Below are 14,242 nucleotides of genomic sequence, written 5' to 3'. Positions count from 1 at the left end.
CCGAGCCTGGATTTGCGCGAATTTCGCCGGCAGACCGCGCGGTCAGTATCGTCCCGCCTCCGGCCCGAAGCGTGCGAGCACCAGATTCTCGATGACGCCGACGATCGCGTACAACACCACCGAGACCAGTGTGACGATGACGATCGAGGCCCACAGCTTGCTGTACTGGAAGGTCGGGATGGCCCGGATCAGGCTGGCGCCGAGCCCGGTCCCGCTGCCGAGCCACTCGCCGAGCAGCGCACCGATCAGCGCGCCGGGCACCGAGATCCGGGCGGCGGCGAACACCGAGGGCAGCGCCGCGGGCACGGCGACCATGCGCAACCCGGTCCACCGCGATCCGCCGTAGGCGGCCACCAGCTCCAGCGCCTGCCGCGGCGCGTTGCGCAGTCCCGCCATGATCATGACCAGGGCAGGGAAGAACACCACGATGGCGGCGAGCACGGCGACCCCAGCCAGGCCGCGGCCGAAGACCAGCACGATGATCGGGGTCAACGCCACCAGCGGCACCGAGCGCAGCAGCATCGCCACCGGAAGGAAGGTCTGCTCGACCGCCGCGAACGACACGAACAACGCGGCGACCACCAGCGCGGCCAGCATGCCCGCGCCGAACCCGATAGCCGCGTCCCGCAGGGTGATCTGAAGATCGTCGAGGATGGCCTGACGCGCGGTGTCCGCGTTGGGCGCCGTCACCAGATAGGTCCAGATATCGCCGGGTGTCTTGCCGACTCGGGGGCCGACCTGCGGGAACGCCTTCAGGAAGACGTACCAGATCAGCAGCATCAGCAGCAGCGAAGTAGCCAGCGGGAACAGGAACCGGCCGATCCGGCGCAGAACATTCATGCCGCATCGCTTCCGGGTACGCGCGCTCGTCCGCGGCTTTTCATCGCGCAGGCGGCAATCCACGGGGACACCCAGACCCGGTCGGCGCGACAGGGCGCATCGCGATCGTCCATCATCGCGCCTCCTGCGCTGTCCACGGGGCGGCCACACGGGCGGCCAGCGCCACCAGCGCGTAGCCGAGTCCGGCCAGCGCCGCGGCGGCCAGCGCCATGCCCCAGGTGCGCGGCACGTTGTACGCGGTCTGCGCGGCGGTCAGCGCCACTCCGATGCCGCTGTCCACGCCGCCGAGGTACTCGCCGATGATGGCGCCGAGCACGGCGGACGGCGCGGCGATCTTCAGCGCCGCGAAGGTGCTCGGCAGCGCCGCTATCGCCTGTACCCGGTAGAGCTGTTGCCAGCGTCCGCCACCGTAGGCGCGCACCAGGTCGAGGCTGGTGCGGTCGGCCGAGCGCAATCCGGCGACGGTGCCGACCATCGTGGTGAAGAAGCAGTACATCGCGGCGAGGAACACGGTCGGGGTGCGCCCGCCGAAGACGACCAGAATGATCGGGCCGAGGGCGAGCAGCGGCGTGCAGTAGCTCAGGATCGCCAGCTGGGTGGCCAGCGATTCGACCGGCGGGACGAGCACGATCAAGACCGCCAGCGCGATGGCCAGCCCATTGCCCCAGACGAACCCGTGCAACGCACCGACCGCGGTGATCCGGAAGTTGGGTCCGTACAAGCCCCATCCGTCGGTGTACATGGTGTGCAGCACCCGCCATGGGCCAGGTATGGTGCCGCCCGCGACCTCGAACGTCGCGAGAATCCACCACACCGCGACCAGCCCGAGCACGCCGAACACACCGCCGTAACGCTTCATGACGCGCCTCCCGCTCATGCCAGGCCTCCCTTTCCCGACTTCCCGAACAGCAGCTCGGACAGATAATCGTGCAGCTTGTGGAACTCCGGCGTGCGCATCATCTCCGGCAGCCGCGGGCGCGGCAGGTCGATCTCGACCAGCTCCAGCACCCGGCCCGGCCGCGGGCTCATCACGGCAACCACGTCGGACAGGAACACCGCCTCCGCGATGCCGTGCGTGACCATCAGCGTGGTCGCCGGTTTCTCGGTCCAGATTCGCAGCAATTCCAGATTGAGCCGCTGCCTGGTCATGTCGTCGAGGGCGCCGAACGGTTCGTCCAGCAGCAGCACGGTCGGCTTCACCACCAGCGCCCGCGCGATCGAGACCCGCTGGCGCATGCCGCCGGACAGCTGCGCGGGCTTGGCCTTCTCGAAGCCGTCCAGCCCGACCAGGCGGATCAGGTCGGCGATCTGCCCCGGCTCCGGCGTCATCCCGGCGACCTGGAGCGGCAGTTTGATGTTCGACTCCACCGACCGCCACGGCAGCAGCGCCGAATCCTGGAACGCGATGCCCAGCTCGTGGTGCCCGCGCAACTCGGCGGGCGTCTCGCCGTTGATCAACGCCCGGCCCGCGGTCGGCGTCTCCAGACCGGCGAGAATACGCAGCACCGTCGACTTGCCGCAGCCGGAGGGCCCCAGCAGCGACAGAAACGCGCCCTGCTCGGTGTGCAGATCCACGGAATCCAACGCCCGCACCACTTTCCGCCCTACCCGGAAGGTCTTGGTCAGCCCGCTGAGATGAATTCCGGTCCCCCCGGCGGTCCCGCTTTCCGTGCTCATGACGGTCACCCTAGGAGCACCCGGTTGCGCGGATATTGCGAATGGCGGCGTCAGATTGCGCAATCGTTACGGTGCGCACGAAGGCCGCCGCGCGGATTTCGAATCGCGGCGATCCGATGCGGATGAGATGCGGCCCGGCGCTGGTTGCACGACAGGTGAACCCGATCAGCACGCTGCTCGACGCCAAGCTGCACATCGCGGGCTCGGAGATCCTCTGGCGCGAAGTGATCGGCAACGGCTTCGGCCTGGCCTCCGCGATCGGCGGCATGCGGCGGCGGGTCTGGGCCTGGCCGATCGGCATCGCCGGGAACGCCCTGTTGTTCACGGTGTTCGTCGGTGGCGTGTTCAATACCCCACAGCAGCTGAACATGGCGGGGCAGGCCGGACGCCAGCTGATGTTCATCGCGGTCAGCGTCTACGGCTGGTGGCGGTGGTATGGATACGCGACCCGGGAAACCGGACTCGAGCATCGCGGGGTCGATCCGCGCTGGGCCAGTACGCGCGAACGCGTGGCGCTGGTGGCGGCGATGCTGCTGGGCACGGCGGTGTTCGCCCAGCTCTTCGCATGGATCGGCTCATACGGCCCGTGGGCCGAGGCATGGATCTTCACCGGTTCGGTCCTGGCCACCTACGGCATGGCGCGCGGTCTGGCCGAATTCTGGTTGATCTGGATCGCGGTCGACCTCGTCGGCGTTCCGTTGCTTCTGCGGGCCGGGTACTACCCGTCGGCCACCCTGTATCTGGTCTACGCGGGCTTCGTGGCCTGGGGATTCCTCGTCTGGGCCCGCAGCATGCGACCCGGCGACGAGAACCTTCGGCCACCGGTGCCGGTCGCCGCTCCGGACTGACGGGCGGCTACACCACGTCGACCCGCACGCCCGCCGCGCGGATGGTCGCCACCGCCGAGGGATCGGCGTCGGAATCGGTCACCAGTAGCTGCACCTGCTCGATGCCGCAGATGCGGGCAAGGGCCGTGCGCTCCAGCTTGTCCGCGGTGGTCACCACCAGCACCCGCCCGGAACGCCGGACCATCTCGGTGGTCACCCCGGCCTCGTCGATGTGCCTGCACTGGGCGCCGCCCTCGGCGGAGATCGCGTTCACGCCGAGGATGAGGTCGTCGAGCCGCAATTCGGCCAGCGCCCGTTCGGCCAGCGGTCCGTGCAGCTCGTAGGACTCCCGCCGCGCCACCCCGCCGAGCACGATCGTGCGCACGTGCGGCCGCAGCACCATCTCGCCCGCGATGTTCAGCGCGTTGGTGACGATGGTCAGCTGCTCGTCACCGGACAGTCCGAGGTCGGTCCGTCCGGCCAGCGCCCTGGCCACCGCCGTCGTGGTGGTGCCGCCGTTCATTCCCACCACAGCGTGCGGATCGATCAGGGCGGCGGCGTGTTCGGCGATGCGCTGCTTGGCTTCGCCGCCGGACTGCCGGTAGCGGGCGGGCAGGTCATAGGCCACGGCGGTCGCCACCACGCCGCCGTGCGTCCTGGTCGCCAGCTGCTGTTCGGCGAGCGCGGTGAAGTCGCGGCGCACGGTCGCGGCGGACACGCCGAGCCGCTCGGCGGCTTCCTCCACCGAGAGCCGTCCGGTTTCGGCGAGCAGTTCCAGCAACCGGTTCCACCGTTGCGGTCGATCGGTCGGTCCGGTCATCTCAGACCGCTCCGGTCGTGCGGGGAACCCGCTGTTTCGGTGCGCACGCGAACAATATGACCACAGGCATTCCGCTCAAGTCAGCGCCAGGCCGGCGTTCACGAAATACGCGATTTCCGCGCAGATTTCATCGAGCCCGAGTGACTCGTCCGGCGCCGTGCTCTGGACCAATTCCTGGGCTAGGGAATTGACCGCCCCGATCACCGCCAGAGCGAACAGATCGAAACGCCGCCGCGACCCGGTCTCGCCGCGCTCGATGGCGCGTTCGGCCTCGCCGACCAGCAACGCCGACAGCAGGCGGCGCTGCTGCCTGCGCCACTCCTCCACCGCGGCGCTCACGCCCACCACCTCGACGTAGCACACTCGGGCTCGGAGCGGGTCGGCGCAAGTGACCCCGAGATACGCCCGGAAACTCGCCACGACACGGGTGGCCAGCGGCTCGTCCACGGTTTCGGCGAGCGCGGCGAGCGCGCGGTCGAGGGCCCGCGCGGTGATGCGATTCGCCAGCGCGATGAGCAGTGCCTCGCGGCTGCCCATGTCCTCGTAGAAACTGCGCGTGGAGACATTGGCGAAGGAACAGAGACGCTCGATGGACGTGGCCGCGTAGCCCTGGGTGCCGAATAGTTCGAGCGCGGCGTCGATCAGCCGGGTCTGGCGCTGGGCCACCCGTTGTTCCTTGGTCAGCCCGCCGTAGTGGCGACCGTCCTTGGCTCCGTGATCCTGCCGTGTCACCATTCGATGCTACCGTGCGGCAACCGCTGGTCCGCGCCGCGAACGTCGATCCGCGACGATCCCTTTGGCTCGTCCGCGGGCGTTGGGGCCATGGACCACAAGGGATCTGGCCAAGTCCCGGCTATTTCACACTGCCCGCTGTGAGCCCCGCCACCAAGCGCTTCTCGATCACAGCGAACAGCAGCACCACCGGGATGATGCCGACGGTGGAAATCGCGAACACATATTGCCACGCCGTGTCGTACTGACCGACGAACTTGGTGAGCGCCACCGACAGCGGCTGGTTCTCCGGCGTGGTCAGCACGACCAGGCTGGCGGCGAACTCGTTCCAGCACGCCACCACGACGAAGATCGTCGCCGTGACGATGCCCGGCCACACCAGCGGCAGGCTCACCCGGATCAGCGTCTGCCACCGATTCAGTCCGTCCAGCAGCGCGGCCTCCTCGATCTCGATCGGGATCGCCGCGAAGAAACTGTGCAGGATCCACACCGCGAACGACAGGTTGAACGCCGCGTTCACCAGGATCATCGCCAGCCAGGTGTCGTTGATGCCCAGGGCGAAGAACTCCCGGATCAACCCGGTGACCAGGACGGTGGGCTGCAACATCTGGGTGACCAGCACCAGGCCGAGAAACACTCCACGGCCTGGAAAGCGATGGCGGGCCGTGTAGTACCCCGCCGGTATCGCGACCAGCAACACCAGCGCGGTGGCGCAGACCGCGATGATGATCGTGCTGGCCAGGTTGAACGGCAGCGGCGTCTCCGGCGTGTCCCACATGGTCACGTAGTTGTCCGGGTGCCAGGACTGCGGCAGATACGTCGGCGGGATGCGCAGGATCTCGGCCCTGCTCTTCAGCGAGCCGAGCACCATCACGACGAACGGCAGCAGGAAGACCGCGGCCAGCACCACCCCGACCGCGGTGAGCTCCCAGCGCCGCCTTTTGGCACGTGCGCCAACCGCGGCGGGTTGCGGCGCGCCGGGAACCTGTTCGATTCGCGCCACCTCGGTCCGGGTCGTCATCGGTCGACCTCCTTGGTCGGGCGGACCACCTTCACGTAGATCGCGATGACGACCACGATCAGCGCGAAGTTCAGCACGCTCATCGCGGCGGCCGTGTCGATCTGCTGGTTCTGCCGGATCAGCTTGAAGGTCAGCGTGGTCGTGGTGTCGGCGGAGAAGCCCGCGATGCTTCCGGTGATCACCTGCAGAATCGGCAGTGAGTTGAACACGTTGATGATGTTGATGATGGTCGCCACCGCGATCGCCGGGCGCAGCTGCGGCAGCGTGAGATAGCGGTAACGCTGCCATGCGCTCGCCCCGTCGACCCGGCCCGCCTCCTCGATTTCCGCCGGAATGGATTGCAGCCCGGCCAGAATGGTGTAGGTCGTGAACGGCACCGAGACGAACACCGCGACACCCATAGCCACGAGGAACGCCTGCGTCGGTTGCTTGGTGAAGCCGTAGCCCCGGTCCAGCACGCCGACGTCGACCAGGAACCGGTTGGCGATGCCGACGTCCGGATCGAGCAGGTAGTAGAAGATGGTCGTGGTCATCACCACCGACGCCGCCCACGGCACCAGGATCGCCATCCGCACCGCCGTGCGGCCGGGGAAGTCCTTGTTCAGGAACTTGGCCAGCGCCGCGGACAGCACCAGCGTGATCAGCACGACGCCGACCACCCAGACCACTGTGTGGACCAGCACCGAGCCGAGTTCCGAGATGCCGAACAGGGCCCGGTAGTTGGCCAGTCCGGCGCTGCCGCGGTCCTGGCCGTAGGCGCTGAGGTCCCTGGTGCTGGTCCACACCATGTAGCCGGCCGGGAAGGCGACGATGGCCGCGATCAAGACCAGCGACGGCCCGATCCACGGCAGCGCCGCGAGTATGCCTCTGCGCCGCACGCTACTTCGCGGCTTCCTGGATTCGCCGCAACACCTGTGCCGGGTCGGCGCCTTGGGCGATGGTGCCCATCTGCTGCCGGATGGCGCCCTGCGCCGCGGCCCACTTCGGGTTGTTGCTGGGATAGAACCGCGCCACCGGGAGCGTGGCGGCGAACGCTTTGGTGACCGGGTCGTCGGCGAGCGCGGCCGCGGCGCTGTGCGTGATCGGGATGAAGCCCTCGTGCTTGACGAAATTCGCGTACACGGCGGCGGAGTAGAAGTAGTCGAGGAATTTCCGGATCGACTCGGCCTTCTTGCCGTCCTTCTCGAACGCCATCAGATGATCGGCCACCCCCAGGGTGACCGGCGCGCCGGACTTGGTCGGCGACGGCGCGGTCGCGTAGCGCAGGCCGGGGTTCTTCGCGGCGATCTGGCCGATGGTGGGCGGTAGCGCCTCGATCATGCCGATCTTGCCCTGGATGAAGGCGTTGATCACGTCCTTGCGGTCGGTCGCGCCCGGATTCGGCTGTGTCGCACCCGCGTCGATGAGTTCACGCATGGCCCGCACGCCCTCCAGGTTCTCCGGGGTGTCCACGGTGATCCGGTCGCCATCCGCCCAGGCGCCGCCCGCGCCGAACGTCCAGATGGAGGTCTCCCCCTGTGCCTCCTCGCTGCCCAATGGCAGTCCGTACCCGGAGACGCCGCCGCCGAGTGCCTGGATTTTCTCGGCCGCGTCGGTCAGCTCGGCCCAGGTCTTCGGCGGCCGGGTGATGCCTGCCTTGTCGAACAGCTCGGTGTTGTAGAACAGCGTGCGGGTGGAGGCGAACAGCGGCAAAGCATATTGCGTGCCGTTCAAGGCGGCGTTCTGGGCGAATCCCGGCTGGATATCGGCTAGCACCGGCGGGGAGACGATTTCGGCCGCTGGGTAGAGCATGCCGTCGCCGGCGAAACTGGCGTAGGCGTCGATATTGAGGATGTCCGGGGTGGTGGACGTGGACTGGAGCTTGGTGCGCACCACGTCATTGATCGAGTTCCAGGACTCCATCTGCAGATTGACGGTGATGCCCGGGTTCTGCTTCTGGAACTCGGTGATGATGCCGTCCCACAGAGCCTTGGTGCCCGTCGCGCCGTCGCTGTAGGCGGGCGCGAGGAAGTTGATCGTGGTGTCGGAGTCCGCGGCATCTTTCGAACCGAACCCGCAGGACGACAGGGCCAGCGCAAAGCCGGTGACCATCGCGACTCCGGCAAGCACGCGGTGGAATGGTCTTTTCACGAGCAGAACCTTTCAGATTTACCCACCGGGCGCCAACGGAGGAACCGATGATGGGAGGACGCACCGTCCGTGCACCTCAATCTAGCCCGGTCGGTGATCATATGTGACCGGTTTGAGCGTAAATTTGACATGAACGATCACGCGGGGTGAAGCTGTTCGGGTGCCTCCCGAACACACCCCCGCGCCGTATCTGGCCACCGAGGTAGCCACCCAGCCGGACGACTGGGCGCATGCCGAGACCGTCGCCGCCGACCACCGAGCCTTGCTACCCCAACCAGGTGAGCGTGTGGCCGTGATCGGTTGTGGCACGTCGTTTTTCATGTCACAAGCGATCGCCGCGCTACGCGAGGACGCGGGTCACGGCGTCACCGACGCGTGGCCCGCCAGCGCGGTCCGCGATCGCGACTACGACCGCTACCTGGTGATCTGCCGGTCCGGAACCACCACCGAAGTGGTGCGCGCGATGCGGGCCATCCCGGCGCACGTCCCGCGGGCAGTGATCTGCTCCACCCCCGGGACACCCGTGCTCGACCTCGGCGACCCGATCCGCATCGAGCAGGTCGACGAGCAGTCGGTGGTGCAGACCCGCTTCGCGACGACCACCCTCGCCATCCTGCGCTGGCACCTGGGTGAGAACCTGACACCGGTGATCGCCCAGGCCCGCGCGGTGCTCGCCGACGATCCCGCCGAGTCCCTGGCCGCGGTGCGCGCCGCGGAGCAGATCAGTTTCGTCGGGATGGGATTCGCGGCGGCCGTAGCCGACGAAGCGGCGCTCAAGTTGCGCGAATCCTGCCAGTCCTGGACCGAGGCGTACTTGGCGACCGAATATCGCCACGGTCCGATCAGCATCTCCGCGCCGGGCCGCGCGGTCTGGGCCTTCGGGCCGCTGGAGCCGGACTTCGCCGTGGATGTCGCCGCCACCGGCGCACACCTGGAACACCGCGACATCGACCCGATGGCGGATCTGGTCCGGGTGCACCGGCTGTGCCTCCTGCGCTCCGCCGATCTGGGCCTCGACCCCGACCACCCGCGCAGCCTGAACCGCTCCGTTGTCCTGAAGTCATGACCGGGCCCGCCCTGCACGCACCGGAACCCCCGCCGCCCGACGCGGGGGTTTCATTTCCGGCCGCGTGTGCGGCGGCATGGGCGCTACCAGCAACTACTGTGCCGAACATGGGAACCGAACAGCCGGGGAGGCCCCCGCACTCCGGCGTGACCGTATCCGGTGCGGCGACGGAGTCCGCCCGCTCCGCCGCCGCACCGGACGAAGCCGAATCGCCGCGCACAAGGTCGCGCTCGGGCGCGAACGAACCCGGGGCGCCCGCAACGAAGTTCGCCCGCTCCGCCGCCGCGCCGGATCCGGCCGAGCAACGCCGGATGCGCTCACGCTCCGGAACTACCGGGCTCAGATCGCACACGACGGAGTCGAGGCCCCCCGCCCAACCGGACATGGCCGAGCAGTCCGCGACCACGCTCGGCCCGCCGGCTGCGACCCGGTCGGCCGCGCCATTGCCCGACGACGCGCTCGTGCTCGGGCTGGATGTCGGCGGAACCACCATCAAAGGCGAGATCACGGATGCCGCGGGCGCGGCGCTGGCCGTCGCCGCGGTCGCCACGCCGCGTGGCGCGGCCGCCTTCGACGCCATGGGCCGGCTGGGCGAGCGATTGCTGGCCGAACTACCGGGATCCGATCGCCGCCGCGTCGGCCGCGCGGCCGTCGTGCTGCCCGGAATCGTCGACGTCGCTCGATCCGTCGCGGTGTTCAGCAGCAACGTCGGCTGGCGAGACGTGCGCGTCGGCGACCGCTTCACCGAGCGCTGGGGCATCCCGACGCTGATCGAACATGATGTCGCCGTGGCGGGTTGGGCGGAAGGGCGTTACGGCGCCGGACGGGGCCACGAGAACGTGTGCGTCGTCATCCTCGGCACCGGCATCTCCGGGACGCTGTCCGTCGGCGGTCGACTGGTGCGCAGCGGCTACGGACAGGTCGGCGAATACGGGCACATACCCGTACGGCGCGACGGATTGCCCTGCCCCTGCGGCAATATCGGCTGCGTCGAGACCGTCGCCTCGGGCGCGGCGATCGCACGGGCCTACACCCGCCGCACGGGACGCGGGATAGACGGCGCCGCAGACGTTTTCGCGCTCATGGCCACCGACCCCGACGCCGCCGCCGTCGTCCGGGACGCGATCGACGCACTCGCCGACGGACTGGTAGGCATCGTGCACGCGGCCTGCCCCGAGCTGATCATCCTCGGCGGCGGACTCGCCGGAGCGGGCGCGGCGCTCACCGATCCACTACACCGGGCACTGGACGACCGCCTGCGCCTGGTACCCACGCCCCGGGTAGTCCTCGGTGAATTCGGCGCCCGCGCGGGCCTGGCAGGCGCCGCCTTCCTCGCACGGCAAGGCGCGCTCGCATGACGCGCAGCTGCGGGGCGACAGTTCACGGCTCAGCGGGCGTCCTACTGGACGAGGACGTCACGACGGCCCCCGTGGACCGAATCGACACACGGCCGTCCGACCAGAAGGCCGCGCCGGAACTATCCCAGCACCTGGCCCCGACGCCCCGAATGGGACTTGGCAAGCGGGGCGCCCGCGTCGTCCTGGCGCCTGCCGCAGTGTCCGCACGACAGGGAGCACTGGCATGACAGAGCACTCCGAGCTGACGATTCGGGGACGCATCGTTTCGGCGAGTGTCGTCCTGGAAGACGGTGTGGTGATGACGTGCGGGGAGCGGATCGAGGCGGTGCGGTCGTTCGCGCAGTGGCGGGCCGTCCACCCGGATTCACCCGAGCCGCCATTTTCCGGAACGCTGCTGCCGGGGCTTGTAGATATTCACAATCACGGCGGGTTCGGGCATCGGTTCGACACGGTGGACGCCGCGCAGGCGAGAGCGGCGGCCGAGTCACACCATGCGAGCGGCTCCACCACGGTGGTGGCGAGCGTGGTCACCGGACCGGCCGCGGAGATGGTGGCGCAGACCGCCGTCCTGCGCGAACTGGCCGAGGAAGGCGTGCTCGGAGGCATCCACGTCGAGGGGCCTTTCCTGGCCGAGGCCCGATGCGGAGCACAGGATCCGCGATTTCTGCGGGACCCCGATCTCGACCTGGTTGAACAACTGCTGGCCGCCGGTGGCAGGTGGCTACGCGCGATGACACTCGCGCCGGAGCGCCCCGGATACGCGGAGGTCGCAAGGCGATTGGCCGAGCACGGTGTGGTGGTCGCGCTCGGCCACAGCGACACCGACTACGAAACGTTCCGTAATTCCTTGCACCCCAATGGCTTGGGCGGCCTGGTCACTCATCTGGCGAACGGGATGCCGCCGCTGCATCACCGCGAGGCGGGTCCGGTCGCCGCGGCTCTGGTCACCGCGGCGGCAGGGGACGTGACCGTGGAACTGATCGGCGACGGTGTGCACGTCGATCCCGGCTTCGCCGCGCTGGTATTCGCGACCGCGCCGGGGCGGGTCGCGCTGGTCACCGATGCCATGCAGGCTGCCGGGCTCGGGGACGGCGAATACCGGCTCGGCCCACAGTCGGTCACGGTGCGTGACGGGGTCGCGCGAATCGCCAATGGGTCGATCGCGGGTGGGGTCAGCACGCTGTTGCGGTGTGTGGCGCGAGCGGTGCACGAATCCGATGTCCCATTGCGGGACGCGGTGCTGGCGGCCACCTGCACTCCGGCCACCGCACTAGGGCTCGCGGACGTCGGTGACCTGCGGCCCGGCTACTTCGCCGACATATTGACAGTCAGTGACAATCTCCAGTTGCGCCGGGTGCTCAGACGTGGACAGTGGTTCTCGTGATCCTCACCGTGACAATGAATCCCGCGTACGACATGACCTACCGAGTCGAACGCTTCGAACGCGGGCAGGCCCACCGGGTCCGCTCGGTGGAGCAGCGCATCGGCGGCAAGGGCATCAACGTGACGCGGGTACTGAATCAGCTCGGCAAATACGCCAGGGCCACCGGTTTCTCCGACCACGCGTTCGCGGCCGCCGCCGAACTGGAGATGCCGGTGGACTTTGTGCACGCGCTGCCCTGGGTGCGTCGCACCGTGGTGATCAGCGAATCCGACGACGGCACCGCCACCGCGCTATGGGAACCGGGCGCCCGCGTCTCCAATCCGCATGCGGCCGAGCAATTGGCCGTCCGGGTGGCCGGGCTGCTACCCGAGATCGCGGGCCTGGTCATCTCCGGTTCGTTGCCGGGCGGCATCGAACCGTCGCTTCCCGCCGAGATCGCGCGCACCGCCATCGCGGCCGACGTTCCGACCATCGTCGACGTCGACGGCGAGGCGTTGCGTCTGGCGGCCCACGTGCCGGGCATCGTGCTCACGCCGAACCGCGGCGAAATTCGTCGTCTCACCGGCGCCGAACCCGACACCGCCGACACCATCGTGAACGCCGCCTATCCCCTCGTCGAAAACGGCGTGCGCGCCGTGATCGCCACCCGCGGTGCGGAAGGAATGGTCGCGGTGACCGCCGACGGCGCGTGGTCGGCCGCGCTCCCCGAGCCGCTCGCCGGTAACCCTACCGGCGCAGGCGATTCCGTGGTGGCAGCGGTGATCGCCGCCCTTTCCACCGACTCCAGCCCGGAATGGGCGGCCGTGCTCACCGACGCGGTAGCGACCTCCGCGTCCGCCGTGGTCATCCCGGTGGCCGGTGAGATCGACCGCGGTCTGCGGACCCGCCTCACCCCGACCGTCCGAGTCGAACGTCTGGATCTACCGAAACCCCAGGACACTTCCCCATGACAATCGCTGCACGAAAGCATGAGCTATGCCGCTGACCCCTGTTCCGGAGCTGATAGCGGCGGCCCGTCCGGGCGGGCTCGGCGCGTTCAATGTGATCACCCTGGAGCACGCCGAGGCGATCGCCGCCGCAGCGGAATCCGCGAAAAGGCCGGCGGTTTTGCAGCTTTCGGAGAACACGGCGATCTACCACAGGAGCATCGCCCCGCTCGCCCTCGCCTGTTTGCGCATCGCCGCCGACAGCACCGCGGCCGTCGCGGTCCATCTCGACCACGCCACCACCGCCGAATTGGTCCATGAAGCGGTCGGCCTCGGTATCCGCTCGGTCATGTACGACGGCTCCACCCTCGACTACGCCGCCAACCTCGCCGCCACCGCCACCATCGCCCGCTGGTGCCATGACCGCGGCGTGCACATCGAAGCCGAACTCGGCGAAGTCGGCGGCAAAGACGGCGCCCACGCTCCAGGCGCACGCACCGACCCCGACGAGGCGGTCGAGTTCGTCGATGTCACCGGCGTCGACGCGCTGGCGGTGGCGGTCGGCTCCTCGCACGCCATGCACGCCCGCACCGCGGAGCTCGACAACGACCTGATCGCCTGCCTGGCGGCGAAAGTCCCGGTCCCCCTGGTACTCCACGGCTCCTCCGGCGTCCCAGACCACGGCCTACGCGCCGCAGTCGACCACGGCATGACCAAGATCAACATAGCAACCCGCCTCAATATCCAGATGACCACCGCCATCCGCACCACCCTCACCACCAACCCCACCCTCTCCGACCCCCGCAAATACCTCACCCCCGCCCGCACCGCCATCCGATCGGAAGTCGAACACTTCCTCCACCTCCTCGCCTGACCCCGCGAGTGGCACACCACGGAGGAACCTTCTCGCGTTTTGCCTCAGCGATGTGCCACTCGCCGATAAGGAGCGGCCGGCGGCGCGGGCGAGGGAGTCGGCGCCGCCGGCCGGTCGGGTGGTGGAGCAGGGCAGTTGTCCACCGGTCGAGCTGTCGGTTGGGTGCACCGACGGGGCTACTCTTCCCGGTCTGGCTGAGTGTTGCTTGTAGCCAAGCTGAGAGTCAGCTGGGAGCAGGGTGACGGCGGTTGCGGTTCTCGCTCAACTATGCGAGTTCGGCTGCTCGAATCGCCGCTGTGAATACGGACCACTCGGTGGGTGTGCAAGCCAGGACCGGCCGAGCAGCCGGTAAGCCATGAACTCGCTGTCCCGAACCAGGACTCGGTTACCGGCGAAGCAAACCTCTACGCACGCCTGACTGTCACTGGAATGGGACGACTTGAACCGGCCGGTCACTCTCCCCACGTTCATACCCGCAATGGTTTGCAGCCCACCTAGACGAGTAAGTCCGAACGCCTGTCAGTGGTCATAGGCGATCAAGGATCGGGTGATCGGTTGTCCGGTGGTGTGGTTGTGCCAGATCGCGG

General features: G+C 68.6%; 15 protein-coding genes. 6 read left to right on the top strand and 9 right to left on the bottom strand.

Annotated elements, in window-relative coordinates:
• Positions 1–42: 42 nt before the first annotated feature.
• From AB0M45_RS18320 to AB0M45_RS18310, 3 genes are all read right to left on the bottom strand, one after another.
• Positions 43–840: an ABC transporter permease subunit gene (locus tag AB0M45_RS18320; RefSeq protein ID WP_364329996.1), complete on the bottom strand. Its 798-nt coding sequence runs from the start codon at positions 838–840 to the stop codon at positions 43–45.
• A gap of 112 nt (positions 841–952) precedes the next feature.
• Positions 953–1,717: an ABC transporter permease subunit gene (locus tag AB0M45_RS18315; protein WP_364329993.1), complete on the bottom strand. Its 765-nt coding sequence runs from the start codon at positions 1,715–1,717 to the stop codon at positions 953–955.
• Positions 1,714–2,517, bottom strand: a complete 804-nt coding sequence (locus AB0M45_RS18310) for an ABC transporter ATP-binding protein (RefSeq protein ID WP_364329990.1) — start codon at positions 2,515–2,517, stop codon at positions 1,714–1,716. The genes AB0M45_RS18315 and AB0M45_RS18310 overlap by 4 nt, the downstream gene beginning before the upstream one ends.
• A gap of 155 nt (positions 2,518–2,672) precedes the next feature.
• Here AB0M45_RS18310 and pnuC point away from each other — a divergent pair, with 155 nt between their 5' ends.
• Positions 2,673–3,365 (top strand): nicotinamide riboside transporter PnuC, encoded by a 693-nt coding sequence (pnuC, locus tag AB0M45_RS18305; protein ID WP_364329987.1) that lies wholly within the window; start codon positions 2,673–2,675, stop codon positions 3,363–3,365.
• Between the two features lie 7 nt (positions 3,366–3,372).
• Here pnuC and AB0M45_RS18300 read toward each other — a convergent pair whose 3' ends face one another.
• The 5 genes from AB0M45_RS18300 to AB0M45_RS18280 all read right to left on the bottom strand — a co-directional run bounded on the left by AB0M45_RS18300 (position 3,373) and on the right by AB0M45_RS18280 (position 8,047).
• Entirely contained in the window at positions 3,373–4,164 is a 792-nt protein-coding gene (locus AB0M45_RS18300) for a DeoR/GlpR family DNA-binding transcription regulator (protein ID WP_364329984.1), read from the bottom strand.
• 75 nt (positions 4,165–4,239) lie between these two features.
• A complete protein-coding gene (locus tag AB0M45_RS18295; protein ID WP_364329981.1) occupies positions 4,240–4,899 on the bottom strand; it encodes a TetR/AcrR family transcriptional regulator in 660 nt (219 codons plus the stop codon).
• A gap of 118 nt (positions 4,900–5,017) precedes the next feature.
• A complete protein-coding gene (locus tag AB0M45_RS18290; protein ID WP_364329978.1) occupies positions 5,018–5,917 on the bottom strand; it encodes a carbohydrate ABC transporter permease in 900 nt (299 codons plus the stop codon).
• Positions 5,914–6,795, bottom strand: coding sequence for a sugar ABC transporter permease (locus tag AB0M45_RS18285; protein WP_364329976.1), 882 nt, complete (start codon positions 6,793–6,795; stop codon positions 5,914–5,916). The genes AB0M45_RS18290 and AB0M45_RS18285 overlap by 4 nt, the downstream gene beginning before the upstream one ends.
• 1 nt (position 6,796) lies before the next feature.
• Positions 6,797–8,047, bottom strand: a complete 1,251-nt coding sequence (locus tag AB0M45_RS18280) for an extracellular solute-binding protein (protein ID WP_364329973.1) — start codon at positions 8,045–8,047, stop codon at positions 6,797–6,799.
• 160 nt (positions 8,048–8,207) lie between these two features.
• On the opposite strand from AB0M45_RS18280, the gene AB0M45_RS18275 reads away from it, so the two are divergent.
• The 5 genes from AB0M45_RS18275 to AB0M45_RS18255 all read left to right on the top strand — a co-directional run bounded on the left by AB0M45_RS18275 (position 8,208) and on the right by AB0M45_RS18255 (position 13,655).
• Positions 8,208–9,113, top strand: a complete 906-nt coding sequence (locus AB0M45_RS18275) for a sugar isomerase (protein WP_364329970.1) — start codon at positions 8,208–8,210, stop codon at positions 9,111–9,113.
• A 107-nt stretch (positions 9,114–9,220) separates the two neighbouring features.
• The gene (locus AB0M45_RS18270) at positions 9,221–10,471 is read left to right on the top strand and encodes an ROK family protein (RefSeq protein WP_364329967.1); all 1,251 of its coding nucleotides are present in this window, start codon (positions 9,221–9,223) and stop codon (positions 10,469–10,471) included.
• 223 nt (positions 10,472–10,694) lie between these two features.
• Positions 10,695–11,855: an amidohydrolase family protein gene (locus tag AB0M45_RS18265; RefSeq protein WP_364329964.1), complete on the top strand. Its 1,161-nt coding sequence runs from the start codon at positions 10,695–10,697 to the stop codon at positions 11,853–11,855.
• Positions 11,852–12,805, top strand: coding sequence for a 1-phosphofructokinase (locus AB0M45_RS18260; protein ID WP_364329961.1), 954 nt, complete (start codon positions 11,852–11,854; stop codon positions 12,803–12,805). The genes AB0M45_RS18265 and AB0M45_RS18260 overlap by 4 nt, the downstream gene beginning before the upstream one ends.
• A gap of 25 nt (positions 12,806–12,830) precedes the next feature.
• Positions 12,831–13,655, top strand: a complete 825-nt coding sequence (locus AB0M45_RS18255) for a class II fructose-bisphosphate aldolase (protein WP_364329958.1) — start codon at positions 12,831–12,833, stop codon at positions 13,653–13,655.
• Between the two features lie 261 nt (positions 13,656–13,916).
• Here the strand turns inward: AB0M45_RS18255 and AB0M45_RS18250 are convergent, their stop codons facing one another.
• Positions 13,917–14,126 carry a DUF397 domain-containing protein gene (locus AB0M45_RS18250; RefSeq protein WP_364329955.1) on the bottom strand — a complete coding sequence of 70 codons (210 nt, stop codon included), beginning with the start codon at positions 14,124–14,126 and terminating at the stop codon, positions 13,917–13,919.
• Positions 14,127–14,242 lie beyond the last annotated feature (116 nt).

It is taken from the genome of Nocardia sp. NPDC051787, from assembly GCF_040681325.1.
Taxonomy (GTDB): Bacteria; Actinomycetota; Actinomycetes; order Mycobacteriales; family Mycobacteriaceae; genus Nocardia.
Note: the sequence above shows the minus strand (reverse complement) of the source record. Positions and strands in the feature narration are given on the sequence as shown.